Genomic DNA, 16103 nt, shown 5'->3' with positions numbered 1-16103 from the left:
GCTGTCCCCTTACCGAGCGACGGCTAGAGCGGCGGTCAGGGCGCGGTGCAGCTCCGTCATGGTGGGCAGGACCACCAGGGCGACCGCACCGGCCACGAGGATGGCGGTGATGCAGCTGAGATAGATGGTGCCGGTTCGCATGATGACCTCCGTGTGGTGGTGTGCCGTTGGAGGTATCTTAGGAGTGCCTAAGCCATAATGCAATAGGAATTCCTAATTTCTTCGTGGCCCAGGCCGCCGCTGCTGGGGTAGTGCGACAGTTTGATAGCCATATGGGTGATATGGCGCCGAGATCTCCCGGTCTACGCTGCCAGAACAATTTCAACGAGGGGAGGGGGTTATGACTGGACGCTTCTTGATGGCCGCATCGGCGGCGCTTTCTATCGGATGCACGGGGTGCGCATCCATCGTTGGCGGCAATATGCAGACCCTATCGGTCGATGCCCGCCAGGACGCTCAGATGGTGTTAGGGGCGACGTGCACCCTCACCAACGATAAAGGGAAGTGGTTTGTAACGACGCCAGGCAGCGTGGGCGTGCAGCGTTCCTACGATGCAATGAACGTGAATTGCACCAAGACTGGTTCGGAGCCTGGCCTGAATACGGTTCAGTCGACTACGAAGCCCATGGCCTTCGGGAATATCATCTTTGGTGGTTTGATCGGGGCAGCAATTGATGTGGGCAGCGGCGCGGCCTATGAATATCCGAACGTGATCACCGTCGAGATGAAGAAGCTGACCCAACTTGTCCCGAATGGTCAGCAGCAAGCGCAATCGAACCAAAGCGCCACTGCCACGCCGGTTGCGTACAAGATCCCCCGCATAAACACTGAGCCGCGGCCGGGGATGATGTCCGGCATAGCGTTGGCCATGGCAAACAGCGATTCCTGTAGGCCTGTTGGAACGGCCGTGGTTATCGGAAGCGGCGAATATGGCGACATCTACCAGGTTGATTGCGTCAGCAAGGATTTCCGACAGTACGCTTGCATTGGGTCAAACTGCAGGAAGGTGGAATAGGCTCACGGCGAGTGCCGCAAGCAGGCGTAGAGCGCGGGGGGGGCACGTCTGGCAGTTATCGCTTGCCGGCGGTACCCCTCTCGGGTGGGGGGGGTGTGAAAGAACAACAAAGGCTGGCTCGGGCGCCAGCCTTTTTTAACCTGCCGCAATTTGGATAAGGGTTTACGCGCGGTGACTGCCTACATCTGCTCGATTGCGCGTGTCTCAGCCAGAGTTCGGAGCAGTCCGGATGCTCCCGCGGCCTCCAGGGGGTTTGTCTTAAATGCGCCCGTCAAGACGATCTCGTAGTCCCGCCTCACGGTCCGCGCGACGAGCGCCACACCGCAATACTCGCCAGCAATAGCCTTCCTGAGGAGCTCCTGAGCTATCTCAATGGCCTCCCTGTCCACCACCAGACTTGTGACGTTTGTCGGCACGGCTGACCCCATCCTTTAGCGCGCCCTTCAGCGCTTGTCTTTGTTCTGAGACATTTCGGCTGTAGGTGCTGGAGGAGACATTATCACGGTTCGCGTCGTTTTCAGTGGCCGCCGAATTAGGTCTTACTGAATTCAGATCTGCGAGCGCTTTAATTTGCGCGATGGCGATGCGCCGCACGTCCTCATCCATCGACTGGAGCAGGGCTACGATCTCGTTCATCTCGCGCTGCGGTATGGCCGATCGCATTGGCCCTGCGCCTGAGGCCAGCCACCAGGGATTCACATTCAGCACCTCGGCGGCCGCCAGGAGGTTGGCGCCGTTGATCTGCTTCGTGCGCCGATTAAGCCAGTCGCTGACGGACGGCTGCTTGATCCCGCAGGCGCGCGCGAGGTCTGCCGGCTTCACCTCTGGTGGGCCAGCCATTGCCAATTTCAGTCGGTCAGCGAAGTCTGTCATTCGGCAATCCTAAACCAATGCGACTAAGGAATTCCTTGACTTCTTAATGAAGGAATGCCTAACATGAAGGTGCAATCCTTCTTCTGAGGCCGAAATGCACGACCCGAACGCGATCATCGACAAGCTCGGTGGCACCAGTGCCGTGGCGCAGATCTTCGGCATCAAGCCGGGCTCTGTCTCGGAATGGCGGCATACCGGCATCCCGCCAGCTCGCCTCATGTATATCAAGCTCGCGTATCCCGAGCTATTCAGTAGCGCGTCCACGCCTACGAACCACGAGCCGGCCACTGCAGCAGCTGCATAAAGACTGAAGCGACCACCGACACGAGTGGTCGCGGGTGCAACTGCCAAGAAAGGCCGTGCACCTGGGTTTGACGAGAGCCTGCGAGACAAATCAGTGGGCAACGGGTTTGGGTTACCAACGGGGACTTCGGCATGACAGACCGGGACGACGGCATGGCGCGCAGCGGACGTAGCAACCTCTTCGGAAAGATGGCGGCCGAGATTCCCAAGGTGAAGGTGCCTTGGGAAACGCGCGAGACATTGGAAGCCAGGGCTACCGAGGTGGGCATGTCGCTCTCCGAATTCGTGCGCGAGTTGCTGATGATCAGCGCTCACGGCGAGGAAGTTATGAAGAGCATATACGCCGAGCGCATCGGCGTCGTGGCGAGAAAGGGGTGAGAACGGGGTGTGAATGGGGTGCTTTGACACCCCCGCAGTTCACGCCTCGCTTGTACTGAGCATTCGGACGGGAGACGCAGTGATTCACGAACTTACACCCCGGGTGCAAGTGCGTTCGGCCGGCGCCGAGGCTTTCCGCCGCGGCAAAGAGGCCGACGACAACCCGCACATGCCCGGCACCGATGCGCACCTGGAATGGCTTGCCGGCTTCAAGGGCGAGCAATACCGTCCCGCGGACTCGGCGCCATCAGGCGCTGGCCGGCGCCGTCGCTGAAGGTGTAGTCATGGCCCGCATCCGCAGCATCAAGCCCGAATTCTGGACGTCCGAACAGGTCATGGAGCTGTCGCGCGACGCGCGTCTGCTGTTCATCGGCCTGTGGACGTTCTGCGACGACGGTGGCAACCATCCTGCCAGCGCCAAGACCCTCAAGGCTGAGGTCTTCCCTGGCGATGACGACGCGACGGTCTCCCGGGTCATGCAGTGGATCGACGAGATGATCGAGGCCCAGCTGCTCACCGAGTATGAGGTGGACGGCAAGGAGTTCTGGCACGTCACCGGCTGGGCGCGTCACCAGCGAATCGACCAACCGACATTGCGTCACCCGACGAGTGGTGACGCAGGTGACACCGGTGACGCAGGTGACGCGCGTCACCTGCGTCACCAAAAAAGGCTCGGCGGAAAGCAACGTCAACTGCTCCTGAAAAAATTGCGCGAGCGCGACGGTGACGCGTGTCACCTTTGCGGTGACGCATCGAGTCTGACGATTGCGCGCGTCACCAGCGAACCGGCTGAAAACCCGCAAGATATAGCGGGTTTTCGCCTGATTTGCACCTCCTGCAAGCGAAAACTCCGGAGCGGTGACGCACAGGTGACGCAAGGTGACTCGCCGGTGACGCGCCGGTGTCTCGATGGTGACTCACCCCTGGAGTCGAGTCGAGTCGAGTCGAGAGGAGTCGATCTAAAACCCTCAGTATCGTCAAACGTTAACGTAGAACCCGCGCGCGAAGCCCTGGACGACCACGTCCCGACGACGGCGATTGAGTGGGCAAAATTCTTTTCCAACGAGCACGGCATCGAGATCGACACGTACTCGATCCAAGGCCGCTCCAAGCTCTGGCCGCTGGCTACCGGTTGGATCGACGCCCAGGTCTCCATCGGCCAAATGCGTGCCGCGATCACGAAGGCCAAGGCTGACGCCACCGAGCCGATCATGAACCTGCCGGCCTACGTCGACCGGGTGCTGCAGAACGAGCAGCTCGCCAAGGTCACGAAGCCGAAGCCGGTGCCGCTGCACTCGATGACGGATGTGCAGCTCAACGAAGCGGCCCATAGCGTCGGCCTGGAGCTCCGGCCGGGCTGGTCCCGCCCCGAGTGCATTTCCCGCATTCAGACCGCGCAAGCGGCCAAGCAGGGGAGGGCTGTTGCATGACGCTCCACCGCACCCCTCAAAACGCTCCCGCCGTTCCGGCGCAGCGCCCGGGCCAGTGCGTGGCCTACGGCTGCCCGATGTGGGCAGAGGTCAAGACCGGCCCGGACTGGACCTGCTGCTGCCACGCCTTCGCGCCGCCAAGCGCCTGGCAGGACATCACGCATCGCTTGAACCAGCGCCGGCCGCTGCTGCGCACGATCCACCGCGCATTGCACGTGAACTCGGCGGACTGGAAGCCGGACGTGGCGGCGGGGTACATGGGCAAGATCGGCCGGCCGGATCTGGCGCCGGCGCGCGTCACGCTGAAGCACCTCAAACGGGACCGGTTCACCGGCCAGACCGTCGAGGTCGCGATCGAGCGTGACGAACGTGATCATCCGCAGCTGTGGGTCGCCCGGCTGCTCAGGACGCTGGTGCGGGAATGTGCGGAAGGCGCGCCCGAGCCGGCAAAGCCTGTGGCCACCGCGGCGGTACCGATGCCGACGGCGGTCCGCGACCTCATTCCCAACTTCGGGGGGGACGGAAGATGAAAGTCATTCGCAACCTGATCGCGCGCCTGCTGCGCCAGTCGGTCGTGCCTGCAACGCCCGCCGCGGTGGTCACGCCGGCGCCAGCCCGCACCGTCCGCGCCTGGGCGGCTGCCTCGGTACCGCGCCATGCCCGGCCGGCCACCGCGGCGCCAGACGAGAACGTGTCACCCATGCATGCCGCGATGCTTCTGTCCCTGCTTAGCACGGAGGGCGCCGCGGCGGACGCCGGCTCGTTCGGATCGTGCTGGGATGTCCCGGCCAGCTTTGAGTGAGGCAGCCATGACTGTGACTGTGAGAGAGCAGGTCTGCGCCGCATTGCTGAGGGGCGACAGCGTCATCGCGACGGAATTCGCGAAGGTTGCCGGCTGCACCGGCGGGGCGGTGGCGGACGTCCTTGGCCGACTGCAGACCCTGTCGCTGGTCAAGGCCAAGAAGATCAAGCGGGGCAAGTTCTACCTAAAGATCTGGACGGCGACCGATCTGGCGGCGCTGGCCGCATACCGACCGCTCAGGCCCGGCCAGCACGTCCGCTCGGGCACCGACATCACGCCGCTGATGGAGGCCTGGGGCATGCCACTGAAGGCGCCCAAGCTCCAGCTGCCGGCCACGCTACACGTCTGCTACGACGAACCGGAGGAAGCAACAGCATGAAAACCACGAGACAGCACCTGATCGAGGCCCTGCGGCGCGGTGAAGCCGTGATTGCCTCGCACTTCGCCGGCGTGGCGGGGGTGTCCAGGCAGGCCGTGCACATGGAACTGGTCAAGCTCGAGCGGGCGGGCGCCGTGGTGCGTCGGCGCGACGGTGTGCGGGGCGAGTGGGCGCTTGCGAGTCCGGAAGCACTGCCGGCCGTCGCCGAGCGCACAGTGGTCGAGAAGCCGCAGCGGGAGACCGGGAATGCGGCGGCCGAGCTGCTCGCCTTCTTCGGCATCCGCCTGGCGCATATCCAGCTGCCGGCGCGCCGCCACTTCCGCTCCGACGAGGTGCCGGCATGATCGGGAAATCGATTTTTGCCGCAGTGGCCGCCATGCTCGCGCCGATGGGCGCCGCCCACCAGCCCCGGCCGCAGACCCTCAAGCCGGGCCGAATCACCCAGGACGACCATGCCCGCATCGCCGCCGCAGCGGCAAAACGGGAGCGGAAGGCCAAGAAGCTCAAGAGGTCAGCATGAACTGCAAGATTGGAGATCTCGCCTTCATCGTGCGTGACGAGCACCCGGAGAACATTGGGCGGCTGGTGCGGGTGGTTGGCCCGGCGCGCTGGGTAAGCGACCCAGCCGCGTGGCACTGCGAGGTGGAAGGCGCACCGCTCCGCATGCGGCAGATAGGCCGCCCCTGGGAGTCGATATTCGACATCACGGGCGACTGCTGCGACGCCGACCTGCGCCCCATCAGCGGCGTGCCGGTGCATGACGAGCAACTGGACGAGGTGACGGCATGACCGAATCGACTAAGCCGGCTCAGTGCCGGGATGAAGACTGGAATCTTGCGCGCGACTGCGGTTTGATGGGCGCGACACCTGGTACGAACGCATGGGATGCGGCTCTCGGACGCTTCGCAGATGCCATTCGCGCCGCCCTGGCGCAGCAACCGAAAGGCGAGGCGAAGCAGGCGCCGAAAGACTGCCAGCATGGCTATGGCGACATCTGTGCGGCCGGCGCGCGCGATGGCGTGGTGTGCCCGGAAGATTCGTGCGACATCGACGATGGCATCCGCGCCGCCCCAAGCGCCAGCGCGCAACAGGCGGAGCCGGGCGCCGAGCAGCGCGACGAATGCGGAATGACAGAAAGCGACTGGAGGATGGTGGAGGTTCTAGCAGACATGCCGCGCCTGACTGATGAGCGCATTGATGGCATCGCCGACGCTATGCCGGGGGGAATGGAGGGCTTTCTGAAAGGCTGGGGCTGGCGTCAGTTTGCCCGGCAGGTCGAGGAAGCCGTTCTGGATAGCGCAGCGCCTGCCACCCCAATCGCCAGCGCGCAACAAGCGGCCGTTGATCCGGGCATTGAGTTTTGGAAGCGCATGGTGAGTTGCCTCGCCGGAATCATTCAGGACAGCGCGCCGATTGTCGGCAAGGAGCCGGGCGAAGAGAGTGCCGAAGAAATTGGGCGATTGCTGAAACAGCAGGCCAGCGCGAAGCAGGCGCCGCCGAGCGCAGCGCCTGCCGCGCTGACGGAGGCATTCGAACGGATCAAGCGCCTCGCCTTAGATGCAGGAGGCCAAGGCGCATTGCCAGTGCCGAAATCGCTGAGAAAGATCGTGCGCGAGTGTCTCGATAGTATCGCCCTGCTCGCCGCAGCGCCTGCCGACCAGGATGCGCGCGATGCGGCGCGTGTGCTGGCCCCATTGGTTGAACTATGGGATGCGGCGAGAGAAACATACAACGCAACCTATGCAGAAACACGCTTTCAGAAACGGAGCCACTCCAAGGAAGTTGCGGATCGCGCGGAGGCTGCCGGTGCACGTTTGCGAGCCGCTATGGAAGCAATGCGAGAGGAAGTTATTGAGGCTCGTGAATCCATCGCCGCCATGAGCGCCAGCAATGAGGGAAAGGTATGACGGAAGCATTCGTTATCGCCGGATTCGCTTTGTCAGTCGTCGGATTCGGGCTGATGGCGTTGCCCGCGAAACTTCGTGCGCCAGTTGATCGTATGGTGCTGCGTGCCATGCCGGAGGGCTGGCTGATCCGATATTCACGATGGTCGCAGATCGACGGCGAGCCGATGAACTTGGAAGCCGAAGAACTGGTGCGCCGAGACGACATGAGCGCCAGCAAGGAGGGCGCATGAGCGGCTTGGGAATCTTTTTCGCCGTCAGCCACGCCGGCGGTATGTCAGACACCCTCGATGCGATGGACAAAATCACGCAGGACTGGACGATGCGCGCAGCCCGAGACGAGTGCTCGTGGGTCTGTTCGGATTGCTGTATGACATTCCCGGAAGGGATGCCCGATGAGTGTGCTCACGGACACCAAGGCTGCACCGACATCATCAAGCGCGACAAGGCAGACGCCATGAGCGCCACGCCACCAGCAGCCGAGGGCGGCGCATGACGGGCCCATGGATCCACCTTCGGGTTTGCGGCTGCCTGAACGACTGCGGCGATGACGATGGCATCCGGCGCCTCGAGGCGCGAAAGTGCGAGGCGGCCATTGCCGGCGAGGCCGCGCGCCGGGCCGAGGCTTGGCAAGCCTTCGAGACCTGGTTTCGCACGCCGACTTGGCCGACCGATGTCGCGCCGTGCCAATGGATGGATGAAACGAGCGCCCGGTGTGGGTGGTTCGCTGCGCGTCGAAGGCATGCGGCATGACGACCCGGATCGCCTTCACCATCCTTGGCGAGGCCGCCAGCAAGGCCAACAGCCGCGAGATCGTCACGATCAAAGGCCGGCCGGCCAGCATCAAGTCCGAGAAGGCGCGGAAGTTCGAGCGCGACGCGCTGCGCCAGATCCCGCCGGCCGCGCGCCAGATGCTGGCGGGCCCGGTGCGGGTGACGCTGCGCCTTTTCTATGCCAGCGAGCGGCCGGACCTGGATGAATCCGTGCTCCTTGATGTTCTGCAGGCTCGCTACGCCGGAAAAGGCGATAAACGCCGGCTGGTGCAGCGCGGCGTCTATGCCAATGACCGGCAGGTGCGCGAGAAGCATGTATTCCATGCCATCGACCGCGCCAATCCCCGCGCCGAGATCGTGGTGGAACCATTGCATCCGCAGCACCCGGGCTTGCTCTTGGGAGGGGCAGATTGAGCAAGAAGGTGTCAACCAAGGCCGAATCGGCTTACATGGGCCGTGTCAAGCAAATGGCCTGCATCTGTTGCACCCTGCTCGGTCGGCGACAGGAATCCATTACCGATGTGCACCATATTCGCGAAGGGCAAGGCGGTGCGCAGCGGGCGGGCAATTACCTAGTACTGCCGCTTTGCCATGATGATTGTCACACAGGTAAGAACGGGGTGCACGGGGACAAAACATATTTGCGGATCCTGAAAATGAACGAATTGGATCTGCTTGACGCGGCGCTTGCGCTGCTTAATGGGGGACGACTGTGAAAGAGCCGGGGATCTTCAAGCATTCGCATGAAGCGCTCAGATTCGCGCTGAACTATTCCAGCCAGCAATATCCGATGACGCCTTTGTCCAAGATGGTGAAGGGACAGAGTGTTGGCGGCGGTCGAGGTTTGGTTGGCCTGGACGGCGCAGCCCAAGCTGGCATGGTGTTGACAGAGCTGGGCGAGCTATCCCATGTCGAGCGCGCTACGCTGGTCGCACGGTGCGCGCCACGTGCGCTCCGGTGCGAATGCCGGCAGCCTTGCTGCGCTGGCGAACGTCTAAATCCGGTCTGGGAGGAATCCGTGCGCGAGCTCACCGAGCACTCGCTTACCGCCCTGAGCGGTACGCTGTCGCACTACCGCGTGCGGCGCGGATGCGTCGAGCGGTATTTCGGCGCGAAGGTCAAATTCACGGAGATCGCCGATCTTTGCCGCTTGAATCGGCACACCGTTAGCACACATAACCAGGCGATCGTGAAAATGCTGAAAGGCTTGGAGCGCCGAGCATGGGAAGCATTCGATGCGGCCGTCGATGGACGGGGAATGCTCCTGCCGGAAGGCGCCATCGCATAGCGCCACCAGTCAACCATTTGCACACCTGCCATTTCATGGCTAAAATACGTGTCAATTCGATACCGTACCGAAATTCGCCCTAAGCCCGCACACGCGGGCTTTTTGCGTTTCTGCGGCATGGCGCAACAGTAGCGCGCGGGCTTTTGCCCGAGGTTCCTGGTGACGACTCCAGGTGCCGCAACCCAGTGTCTCCTCCAGGATCCCGCCTGGATTTGCCCGCCCTGACCCAGCGGGCTTTTTCTTTTTTGGAGTTCGCCATGTGGCTGCCGTTGATGGTGTTGCTCTCGATGGGCGTGCTGGCGCTGTATTGCTGGCGCGCTCCGCGTAGGTGGTGACGATGCCGACCGGTACGCCTCAGGTGAAACTCAGCGTGCGGTTTGCCTGGTGGCTCAAGCCGTATCTCAAGCTGCTGGCGTTTTGCTGCGTGCTCGCCGGCAGGCTGCCAGACCAGGCGAAGCTCGAGGCCAAGATCAAGCGCGCCATGCGCATCGTGATCGAATGATGGGCCAGCCGACCAAGCGCATCCGAGGCCGGAAGCGTCAAGCCATGAACGCGATCACGCTGACGGCGAATCCGCTGTGCGTTGAGTGCCAGAGGCTCGGCGTGGTATCACCCGCCACCGAGGTTGACCACGTGGTGGCCTTGGTGCATGGCGGCGCAGACGACCTGACCAACAGGCAAGGCCTTTGCGCCGACCACCACGCCGAGAAGACAAGGCGTGACCTCGGGCAGAAAGAGCGATCTGGGTGTGATGCAAGCGGCATGCCGACCAGCGCGCGCCACCACTGGAATGCAGATTTACGCACAAAGTAGGGCTGGCTGGCGTGCTGCGTCGCACAAAAGGGTAGGGGGCATCACATCTCTGGTGTTGCAGTGCGGGACACCGACCGGTCCCCCTTGAAACCATAAACGTGGACAAAAAAGGGTAAAACGAGGGCAAAAAAATGGCGCAGCGAGGCAGAAAATCGGCGGCTTCCCAGACTGTCGCGGCCCTCGTTGCGCCCATCGAGACCGAACAGCGCCTCGCGCCGCCGCTGCATATCAGCGACGCCGAGCGCTGCGTCTGGTTGGAGGTGGTGAACGACCAGCCGGCCGGCGTCTTTAGCGCGACGCACGCGCCGCTGCTCGAGCTGTACTGCCGGCACGTGGTTCAGGCTCGTATCCTCGCCGATGAAATGGCGAATTTCGACCGTGCCTGGTTGGCCGACGATGATGGCCTGAAGCGATACGACCGGCTGTTGGCAATGGCCGAGCGCGAAAGCCGGGCGGCGTCGTCACTGGCGACGCGCCTGCGCATCACGCGCCAGGCTGTCGAGCACCCGACCACCGTTGGTCGCAAATTGACCAACCAGGCGAAAGCAAGGAAACCGTGGGAACTGCCCCTCGCAAAAGGGTAGCGAGCCGCGGTGCCCGCAATATTGCCTGGATCGAGGCGCATTGCAGGATTCCCGAGGGCAAGCTCGTCGGGAAGCCTGTCGTGCTTACCCGCGAGCAGCGAAGGTGGGTCAAGCAGATCTACGATTCACAGACGCGCCGCTTCATCCTGTCCATGGCGCGGAAGAACGCGAAGACGGCGTTGTCGGCGTTCCTGCTGCTGCTCCATCTGTGCGGCCCGGAGGCCGTCCCGAACAGCCAGTTGTATAGCGCAGCGCGGTCACGGGAGCAGGCGGCAATTCTGTTCGGCTATGCGTCCAAGGTGGCGCGCATGTCGCCGGACCTGTCGCAATATGTCGTGGTGCGCGACACGGCGAAGCAGTTGTTCTGCCCAGAGTTGGGGACCTTGTATCGAGCGCTGTCGGCGGATGCCTCGACGGCCTACGGCCTGTCGCCGGCGTTCGTGGTGCATGACGAGCTCGGGCAGGTGAAAGGGCCGCGCGACGAGTTGTACGAGGCACTGGAAACAGCGTCTGCGGCGCATGAGAACCCGCTCTCGATCATCATCAGCACGCAGTCGCCGACCGATGCCGATCTGCTCTCGGTGCTGATTGACGACGCGCTGACGGGAGCAGATCCGCGCGTCAAGATTGCGCTGTACACGGCGCCGCTCGAGCTGGATCCGTTCTCGGAAAAGGCAATCCGGGCGGCGAATCCGCACTTCGATGCCTTCATGAATAAGGATGAAGTGCGCAGCCAGGCCGAATCGGCGCGTCGGATGCCGTCGCGCGAGGCCAATTACCGCAATCTGATCCTGAATCAGCGGATCAGCCAGACCAGCCCGTTCATTCCCCGGGCCATCTGGGTGAAGAACTGCGCGGATCCGGATTTTGCCTCGATTGCCTACGGCCGATGCTATATCGGGCTGGATTTGTCGGCCCGCAATGACCTCACGGCGCTGGTCTTGGCGGCCGTCGACGAGGATCGCGCCTGGCATGTCCAGGCCGAGTTCTTCGCGCCGCTGGTTGGCCTGAAAGACCGCGCCCTACGCGATCGCGCGCCGTACGACGTGTGGGAGCAGCAGGGTTACCTGACGGCCACTGCGGGCGCTTCGGTCGATTACGAGACGGTGGCCATGCGGCTCTGTTCCCTGTGCGATGACTATGACGTCGTGCAGGTGGCCTTCGACCGCTGGCGCATCGACGTGCTGCAGGCCGAGCTCAAGCGCCTCGGGCGTGAACTGCCGCTGGTGCCATTCGGCCAGGGGTTCAAGGACATGTCGCCGGCCTTGGACATGGTGGAAGCCGAACTGATGAACAGCAAGGTGCGTCACGGCAATAACCCGATTTTGACCTGGTGCGCGTCCAATGCGATCGCCACGCGCGACCCGGCCGGCAACCGGAAACTGGACAAATCGAAGGCCACCGGCCGGATCGATGGTCTGATCGCCATGGTGATGGCGATGGGCGCCTCAAACCTGGCGCAGGAAGAGCAAGCGCCGATCATCGGTGGCGAATACGAACTCATGACCGTATGAACGTACACCTTTTCAATGGCTGCTTGCTCGCGGGATGGCTGCTGGCGCTTGTCGGCGGTTGCCTGCTCAACGTCGGCGCCGGACTCGTGGGCGGCGGCCTGCTTCTGATCGCGCTGGTGTTTGTGGTGGCGCGCGTGGCTGGTGTGTATGTCCCAAAAAAGGACGCTGACTGATGTTTATTTCGCGGATCAAGGCCGACGGGGACCGCTCGCCGTGGGGCTCGTTCTGGTTCGAGCCGGTCACGACCCGCACGGCCTCCGGTATGCGAGTGTCGCCGGATCGGGCGCTGCAGCTGCCGGTGGTGTTCGCCTGCGTGCGCGTGCTGGCCGAGTCGTTTGGCGTGCTGCCGATGCGGCTATACCGCGGCAAGGGCAAAAACAAGAAGCCGGTCGAGCAGCATTGGCTCTATGACCTCCTCTGCCGACGGCCGAACCAGTGGCAGACACCATTCGAGTGGCGCGAGATGATGCAAGGGCATCTTGCGTTGCGCGGGAACGCTTTCAATCAGATTGTGGCGGACCGCGGCGGCAATATCACCGACTTGATCCCGCTCCATCCGGACCGGATCAGCATTGAGCTACTAAACGACGGCAACGAGTTTGATTACCGCTACCGGTACACCGATCGATTCGGCACAGTGAGCATCTTCCGCCGAAGCGAGCTCTGGCATATCCGCGGGCTCTCCGGTGACGGCATTGTCGGCATGAACCCGATCGAGCTTGCGCGCGAAGCCGTGGGCCTCGGCCTGGCCGCGCAGGACTACGGCGCGCGGTTCTTCCAGAACGATGCCAAGCCCGGCGGCGGCTGGATCGAATTCCCGGGAAATTTCAAGGACAAGACCGCGCGGGACACCTTCCGCGAGTCGTTCCAGGCAGCTCAGACCGGTCTGAACCGGGGCAAGATTGCCGTGCTCGAGTACGGCATGAAGTTCCATGAGCTGGGCCTGACGAACAAGGACAGCCAGTTTCTTGAGGCGCGCCAGTACCAGGTTGGCGATATTGCGCGCATGTTCCGCATTCCGCCGCATCTGGTGGGCGACCTGTCAAAGGCCACGTTCAGCAATATCGAGCAGCAGTCGCTCGATTTTGTCATCTACACGATGACGCCGTGGGCCGAGCGGTGGGAATCATCGATCGAGACGAATCTTCTCCTCGAGGACGACGCTGAAATCGAGGTCGAGTTCGACTTTACCGGCCTGCTGCGCGGCGACCAGCAGGCGCGCTCGACGTTCTACCACAACGCGATTATGGACGGCTGGATGACGCGCAATGAGGCGCGCGCGTCGGAGAACTACGAGCCCATCGACGGCCTCGATGAGCCGCTTCGGCCGCTCAATATGGTTGAGGAATCTGACGCCGAGACCCAGGTCGACGTGCCCAAGCAACCGGGACAGGTCGATGGCGTGCCGCCGCCGAAACAAGACGACGCAGCGGATGCGCGCCTGGCAGCACTATCCACATCTGTCGCCGAGCGGGTGGCGCGCAAGGAGACCGCCGTGCTTCTCTCTGCGCTAAAGGCGGAAAACTGGCCGGAAGCCGTTGAAGCCGCGATGAGAAGCCACGCGGGATTCGTTGCGGCTGCGCTGGGGATTACCGATGAGGCAGCGCAGCGATACTGCAAGGCGCGTGGACAGGACCTGATCCGCACGGGCCATGAAGAACAGGACATTTACGACGCCGCTCTGGCAAAACTCTCGCGCCTCGCCCTTACAGGTGACCTATGAAACATGAACGCTTTATCGCTTGGTGCCTGGCGACCCCTTGGGCCCTGATGCCTGAGCGCATGGCCGCTTACGCCGCCGTGCTCGCACGCAAGTACGGCGCACCGTCGGCCGGCTTCACGCATGCCCCGGACGATGATGCTCCGAGTGCCGGCCCGCGCCAGTCGCGCGCCGGCGGCCCACGCGCCGGAGCGATTGCGGTTATCCCGGTGCACGGCGCCATCGTTCAGCGTGCGAGCCAGATCGACATCTGTGAGGGCGGCACCAGCACGCAGCAGATCAGTGCAGCCCTGGCCGACGCAATGGCCGACGATACCGTGGCGCAGATTCTGCTCGACATTGACAGCCCCGGGGGCTCCGTCTATGGCGTGCAGGAGATCGCCGCGGAGATCGCCCAAGCCAAAAAGCCGGTCGTGGCCGTAGCCAACAGCCTCGCGGCCAGCGCGGCCTACTGGATCGGCAGCGCAGCATCCGAATTCTTTGTCACCCCGGGTGGCGAGGTCGGATCCATCGGCGTGTGGATGGCGCACCAGGACTGGAGCAAGGCGCTCGACGAGGCTGGCGTCAAGACGACCCTGGTCTCCGCGGGCAAGTTCAAGGTCGAGGGAAACCCCTACCAGCCGCTCGACGCGGACGCCCAGGCCTTCATGCAGTCGCGTGTGGATGACTATTACGCAGCCTTCACGCGCGGTGTGGCCAAGGGCCGCAAGGTCGCCGTCGACCAGGTGAGGCAGAGCATGGGACAGGGCCGGGTGCTTGGCGCCGACCAGGCCTTGGCCGAGAAGATGGTCGACGGCGTCGCCACGTTCGATGACGTGGTGGCACGCATGCAGAAGAGCATCCGCGCAGCGAAGCCGGCCGGCGCCAGCCGTCTGGCCCGGGCGCAACGTGAGATTTCGATTCTGGGCTAGCGCGAGGCCCTATCGCTGGTGCCCGTCGGCGCCAGCGAGCAGTCCGACGACTGAGCGCATTCCACCATTTTGACCCGCCATGTGCGGGTTTTGCTATTTCTGGAGCCCGATATGTCCAAGCAAATGCGCGAGCTGCTGGCTCGCAAGTCCAAGCACGTGGCCGCCATGCGCGCCATCACTGACAAGGCCGCCGCCGAAGGTCGTGACCTGACCGACGACGAGGCCGTGGCCTTTGAGGCAGAGAAAGGTGCCCTGGAGCGCGTCAACGCCGCAATCGAGCGCGAGCAAGCGCTCGCTGAGCACGAGCGCTCGATTGGCGTGAATATTCCCGACAATGCCCGAATTTCGGTGTCGGAGAACGTCGAGCAGGATCCGCGCCGCGGCTTCCGGTCGTTCGGCGAGTTCGCCCAGGCTGCGCGCATGGCCGCGGTTCAGCCGGCCGCGATCGACCAGCGCTTGGTCATCGGCGCTGCCGCCCCCACGACGTTCGGGAACGAGGCCGGCGGCGTCGATGGCGGCTTTCTGATCCCGCCGCAGTACTCCAGCGAGATCTTCACGCTGTCCCTGGAGGACGACGCGCTGCTGCCAATGACCGATGACGTCGAGATCGGCGGCAACAGCATGGTGTTCCCGAAGGACGAAACGACGCCCTGGGGCACCGATGGCGTGCGCGCCTATTGGCAAGCCGAGGCTACGGCGGCAAACCAGACGAAGCCGAAGTTCGGCGTCACCACCCTGCGTCTGCACAAGCTCATGGCTCTGACACCGGTGACCGATGAGCTGCTGGCGGACGCCAACGCCCTCGAGTCGTACCTGCCTGGCCTGATGGCGCGCTCGATCCGCTGGAAGACCAACGAGGCGATCCTGTTCGGCACGGGAGCGGGCCAGCCGCAGGGCGCTTTCAATGGCTCGGCTGCCGTGGTGGTCGCGAAGGAATCCGGTCAGGCCACGCAAACCGTGCTTCTGGCGAACATCACCAAGATGATCGCCCGCCTGCCACCCGGCTCGTTCCCGCGCTCCACCTGGCTGATTACGCCCGATGCGCTCCCGTCGCTGTTCGGCCTGACCCTCGGCAACTACCCGATCTATCTGCCGGTCTCCGCCGGCGCGCAGGGCTCGCCCTACGGCACCCTTATGGGCCGGCCAATCATGGTCAGCCAGCACGCGGCAGCATTCAGCGCGCAGGGCGACATCTCCCTCGTGGACCTGGATTACTACCGCACCATCACCAAGGCCGGAGGCGTCCAAATGGCCACGTCGATGCATCTCTACTTCGATGCCGACGCGACCGCCTTCCGGGCGACCTTCCGGGTCGATGGCCAGCCGAAGATCGTCAATCCGATCGCCCAGGCCAAGGGCAGCAACACGCTCTCGCCGTTCCTTCTGCTCGGCGCCCGCTGATTGACCTGAACGCCG

General features: G+C 63.5%; 27 protein-coding genes. 25 read left to right on the top strand and 2 right to left on the bottom strand.

Annotated elements, in window-relative coordinates; all coding sequences use genetic code 11:
• Nucleotides 1–9: 9 nt before the first annotated feature.
• Nucleotides 10–141 (bottom strand): hypothetical protein, encoded by a 132-nt coding sequence (locus RS901_RS19055; RefSeq protein WP_316150472.1) that lies wholly within the window; start codon nt 139–141, stop codon nt 10–12.
• Nucleotides 142–340: 199 nt separating this feature from the next.
• Between RS901_RS19055 and RS901_RS19050 the strand changes: the two genes are divergently transcribed.
• Nucleotides 341–1015, top strand: a complete 675-nt coding sequence (locus RS901_RS19050; protein ID WP_316150470.1) for a hypothetical protein — start codon at nt 341–343, stop codon at nt 1013–1015.
• A gap of 369 nt (nt 1016–1384) precedes the next feature.
• Here the strand turns inward: RS901_RS19050 and RS901_RS19045 are convergent, their stop codons facing one another.
• The gene (locus RS901_RS19045; RefSeq protein WP_316150469.1) at nt 1385–1888 is read right to left on the bottom strand and encodes a helix-turn-helix domain-containing protein; all 504 of its coding nucleotides are present in this window, start codon (nt 1886–1888) and stop codon (nt 1385–1387) included.
• A 94-nt stretch (nt 1889–1982) separates the two neighbouring features.
• Between RS901_RS19045 and RS901_RS19040 the strand changes: the two genes are divergently transcribed.
• The 24 genes from RS901_RS19040 (at nt 1983) to RS901_RS18925 (ending at nt 16088) form a co-directional block, all read left to right on the top strand.
• Entirely contained in the window at nt 1983–2192 is a 210-nt protein-coding gene (locus RS901_RS19040; RefSeq protein WP_316150467.1) for a hypothetical protein, read from the top strand.
• Nucleotides 2193–2323: 131 nt separating this feature from the next.
• Nucleotides 2324–2569 (top strand): hypothetical protein, encoded by a 246-nt coding sequence (locus RS901_RS19035; protein ID WP_316150466.1) that lies wholly within the window; start codon nt 2324–2326, stop codon nt 2567–2569.
• Nucleotides 2570–2648: 79 nt separating this feature from the next.
• Entirely contained in the window at nt 2649–2843 is a 195-nt protein-coding gene (locus RS901_RS19030) for a hypothetical protein (protein ID WP_316150465.1), read from the top strand.
• A 10-nt stretch (nt 2844–2853) separates the two neighbouring features.
• The gene (locus RS901_RS19025; protein WP_316150464.1) at nt 2854–3999 is read left to right on the top strand and encodes a hypothetical protein; all 1146 of its coding nucleotides are present in this window, start codon (nt 2854–2856) and stop codon (nt 3997–3999) included.
• Nucleotides 3996–4529 carry a hypothetical protein gene (locus tag RS901_RS19020; RefSeq protein WP_316150461.1) on the top strand — a complete coding sequence of 178 codons (534 nt, stop codon included), beginning with the start codon at nt 3996–3998 and terminating at the stop codon, nt 4527–4529. The genes RS901_RS19025 and RS901_RS19020 overlap by 4 nt, the downstream gene beginning before the upstream one ends.
• Entirely contained in the window at nt 4526–4801 is a 276-nt protein-coding gene (locus tag RS901_RS19015) for a hypothetical protein (protein ID WP_316150460.1), read from the top strand. The genes RS901_RS19020 and RS901_RS19015 overlap by 4 nt, the downstream gene beginning before the upstream one ends.
• 7 nt (nt 4802–4808) lie before the next feature.
• Nucleotides 4809–5180, top strand: coding sequence for a hypothetical protein (locus RS901_RS19010; RefSeq protein WP_316150459.1), 372 nt, complete (start codon nt 4809–4811; stop codon nt 5178–5180).
• Complete coding sequence (locus RS901_RS19005) at nt 5177–5524, top strand: helix-turn-helix domain-containing protein (RefSeq protein ID WP_316150458.1); 348 nt, start codon at nt 5177–5179, stop codon at nt 5522–5524. The genes RS901_RS19010 and RS901_RS19005 overlap by 4 nt, the downstream gene beginning before the upstream one ends.
• Nucleotides 5521–5700: a hypothetical protein gene (locus tag RS901_RS19000; RefSeq protein ID WP_316150457.1), complete on the top strand. Its 180-nt coding sequence runs from the start codon at nt 5521–5523 to the stop codon at nt 5698–5700. The genes RS901_RS19005 and RS901_RS19000 overlap by 4 nt, the downstream gene beginning before the upstream one ends.
• A complete protein-coding gene (locus RS901_RS18995) occupies nt 5697–5969 on the top strand; it encodes a hypothetical protein (RefSeq protein WP_316150456.1) in 273 nt (90 codons plus the stop codon). Before RS901_RS19000 ends, RS901_RS18995 begins: the two co-directional genes overlap by 4 nt.
• Nucleotides 5966–7087, top strand: a complete 1122-nt coding sequence (locus tag RS901_RS18990; RefSeq protein WP_316150455.1) for a hypothetical protein — start codon at nt 5966–5968, stop codon at nt 7085–7087. Before RS901_RS18995 ends, RS901_RS18990 begins: the two co-directional genes overlap by 4 nt.
• A complete protein-coding gene (locus RS901_RS18985; RefSeq protein WP_316150454.1) occupies nt 7084–7317 on the top strand; it encodes a hypothetical protein in 234 nt (77 codons plus the stop codon). Before RS901_RS18990 ends, RS901_RS18985 begins: the two co-directional genes overlap by 4 nt.
• Nucleotides 7314–7580, top strand: a complete 267-nt coding sequence (locus tag RS901_RS18980) for a hypothetical protein (protein WP_316150453.1) — start codon at nt 7314–7316, stop codon at nt 7578–7580. The genes RS901_RS18985 and RS901_RS18980 overlap by 4 nt, the downstream gene beginning before the upstream one ends.
• A gap of 253 nt (nt 7581–7833) precedes the next feature.
• Complete coding sequence (locus RS901_RS18975; protein WP_316150452.1) at nt 7834–8271, top strand: hypothetical protein; 438 nt, start codon at nt 7834–7836, stop codon at nt 8269–8271.
• On the top strand, nt 8268–8573 hold the full coding sequence (locus RS901_RS18970; protein WP_316150451.1) for a hypothetical protein: 306 nt from the start codon (nt 8268–8270) through the stop codon (nt 8571–8573). The genes RS901_RS18975 and RS901_RS18970 overlap by 4 nt, the downstream gene beginning before the upstream one ends.
• The gene (locus tag RS901_RS18965; protein WP_316150450.1) at nt 8570–9145 is read left to right on the top strand and encodes a DNA-binding protein; all 576 of its coding nucleotides are present in this window, start codon (nt 8570–8572) and stop codon (nt 9143–9145) included. The genes RS901_RS18970 and RS901_RS18965 overlap by 4 nt, the downstream gene beginning before the upstream one ends.
• 337 nt (nt 9146–9482) lie before the next feature.
• Nucleotides 9483–9647 (top strand): hypothetical protein, encoded by a 165-nt coding sequence (locus RS901_RS18960; RefSeq protein ID WP_316150449.1) that lies wholly within the window; start codon nt 9483–9485, stop codon nt 9645–9647.
• Nucleotides 9648–9691: 44 nt separating this feature from the next.
• Nucleotides 9692–9958: an HNH endonuclease signature motif containing protein gene (locus RS901_RS18955; protein WP_316150448.1), complete on the top strand. Its 267-nt coding sequence runs from the start codon at nt 9692–9694 to the stop codon at nt 9956–9958.
• A gap of 131 nt (nt 9959–10089) precedes the next feature.
• Nucleotides 10090–10542, top strand: a complete 453-nt coding sequence (locus RS901_RS18950) for a hypothetical protein (protein WP_316150447.1) — start codon at nt 10090–10092, stop codon at nt 10540–10542.
• Entirely contained in the window at nt 10515–12056 is a 1542-nt protein-coding gene (locus RS901_RS18945) for a terminase large subunit (RefSeq protein ID WP_316150446.1), read from the top strand. The genes RS901_RS18950 and RS901_RS18945 overlap by 28 nt, the downstream gene beginning before the upstream one ends.
• Nucleotides 12053–12229, top strand: a complete 177-nt coding sequence (locus tag RS901_RS18940) for a hypothetical protein (RefSeq protein WP_316150445.1) — start codon at nt 12053–12055, stop codon at nt 12227–12229. Before RS901_RS18945 ends, RS901_RS18940 begins: the two co-directional genes overlap by 4 nt.
• Nucleotides 12229–13779, top strand: coding sequence for a phage portal protein (locus RS901_RS18935; RefSeq protein WP_316150444.1), 1551 nt, complete (start codon nt 12229–12231; stop codon nt 13777–13779). The genes RS901_RS18940 and RS901_RS18935 overlap by 1 nt, the downstream gene beginning before the upstream one ends.
• Nucleotides 13776–14687 (top strand): signal peptide peptidase SppA, encoded by a 912-nt coding sequence (gene sppA / locus RS901_RS18930; RefSeq protein WP_316150443.1) that lies wholly within the window; start codon nt 13776–13778, stop codon nt 14685–14687. Before RS901_RS18935 ends, sppA begins: the two co-directional genes overlap by 4 nt.
• A gap of 111 nt (nt 14688–14798) precedes the next feature.
• Nucleotides 14799–16088 carry a phage major capsid protein gene (locus RS901_RS18925; protein ID WP_316150442.1) on the top strand — a complete coding sequence of 430 codons (1290 nt, stop codon included), beginning with the start codon at nt 14799–14801 and terminating at the stop codon, nt 16086–16088.
• Nucleotides 16089–16103: the final 15 nt, after the last annotated feature.

It is taken from the genome of Cupriavidus sp. BIC8F (genome assembly GCF_032465815.1).
Lineage (GTDB): Bacteria > Pseudomonadota > Gammaproteobacteria > Burkholderiales > Burkholderiaceae > Cupriavidus > Cupriavidus necator.
The sequence above is the reverse complement of the archived record's forward strand: the minus strand, read 5'-3'. Positions and strand labels throughout refer to the sequence as shown.

Bases quoted from the DNA above. Each gene is read 5' to 3' on its own strand.
- RS901_RS19045 (WP_316150469.1), bottom strand. From the start codon at position 1,888: ATGACAGACTTCGCTGACCGACTGAAATTGGCAATGGCTGGCCCACCA.
- RS901_RS18925 (WP_316150442.1), top strand. From the start codon at position 14,799: ATGTCCAAGCAAATGCGCGAGCTGCTGGCTCGCAAGTCCAAGCACGTG.
- RS901_RS18975 (WP_316150452.1), top strand. From the start codon at position 7,834: ATGACGACCCGGATCGCCTTCACCATCCTTGGCGAGGCCGCCAGCAAG.
- RS901_RS19005 (WP_316150458.1), top strand. From the start codon at position 5,177: ATGAAAACCACGAGACAGCACCTGATCGAGGCCCTGCGGCGCGGTGAA.
- RS901_RS18935 (WP_316150444.1), top strand. From the start codon at position 12,229: ATGTTTATTTCGCGGATCAAGGCCGACGGGGACCGCTCGCCGTGGGGC.
- sppA (WP_316150443.1), top strand. From the start codon at position 13,776: ATGAAACATGAACGCTTTATCGCTTGGTGCCTGGCGACCCCTTGGGCC.
- RS901_RS18955 (WP_316150448.1), top strand. From the start codon at position 9,692: ATGAACGCGATCACGCTGACGGCGAATCCGCTGTGCGTTGAGTGCCAG.
- RS901_RS19055 (WP_316150472.1), bottom strand. From the start codon at position 141: ATGCGAACCGGCACCATCTATCTCAGCTGCATCACCGCCATCCTCGTG.
- RS901_RS19050 (WP_316150470.1), top strand. From the start codon at position 341: ATGACTGGACGCTTCTTGATGGCCGCATCGGCGGCGCTTTCTATCGGA.
- RS901_RS19010 (WP_316150459.1), top strand. From the start codon at position 4,809: ATGACTGTGACTGTGAGAGAGCAGGTCTGCGCCGCATTGCTGAGGGGC.
- RS901_RS18985 (WP_316150454.1), top strand. From the start codon at position 7,084: ATGACGGAAGCATTCGTTATCGCCGGATTCGCTTTGTCAGTCGTCGGA.
- RS901_RS18995 (WP_316150456.1), top strand. From the start codon at position 5,697: ATGAACTGCAAGATTGGAGATCTCGCCTTCATCGTGCGTGACGAGCAC.
- RS901_RS19025 (WP_316150464.1), top strand. From the start codon at position 2,854: ATGGCCCGCATCCGCAGCATCAAGCCCGAATTCTGGACGTCCGAACAG.
- RS901_RS19020 (WP_316150461.1), top strand. From the start codon at position 3,996: ATGACGCTCCACCGCACCCCTCAAAACGCTCCCGCCGTTCCGGCGCAG.
- RS901_RS18940 (WP_316150445.1), top strand. From the start codon at position 12,053: ATGAACGTACACCTTTTCAATGGCTGCTTGCTCGCGGGATGGCTGCTG.
- RS901_RS18950 (WP_316150447.1), top strand. From the start codon at position 10,090: ATGGCGCAGCGAGGCAGAAAATCGGCGGCTTCCCAGACTGTCGCGGCC.
- RS901_RS19000 (WP_316150457.1), top strand. From the start codon at position 5,521: ATGATCGGGAAATCGATTTTTGCCGCAGTGGCCGCCATGCTCGCGCCG.
- RS901_RS18980 (WP_316150453.1), top strand. From the start codon at position 7,314: ATGAGCGGCTTGGGAATCTTTTTCGCCGTCAGCCACGCCGGCGGTATG.
- RS901_RS18960 (WP_316150449.1), top strand. From the start codon at position 9,483: ATGCCGACCGGTACGCCTCAGGTGAAACTCAGCGTGCGGTTTGCCTGG.
- RS901_RS19035 (WP_316150466.1), top strand. From the start codon at position 2,324: ATGACAGACCGGGACGACGGCATGGCGCGCAGCGGACGTAGCAACCTC.
- RS901_RS19040 (WP_316150467.1), top strand. From the start codon at position 1,983: ATGCACGACCCGAACGCGATCATCGACAAGCTCGGTGGCACCAGTGCC.
- RS901_RS19015 (WP_316150460.1), top strand. From the start codon at position 4,526: ATGAAAGTCATTCGCAACCTGATCGCGCGCCTGCTGCGCCAGTCGGTC.
- RS901_RS18990 (WP_316150455.1), top strand. From the start codon at position 5,966: ATGACCGAATCGACTAAGCCGGCTCAGTGCCGGGATGAAGACTGGAAT.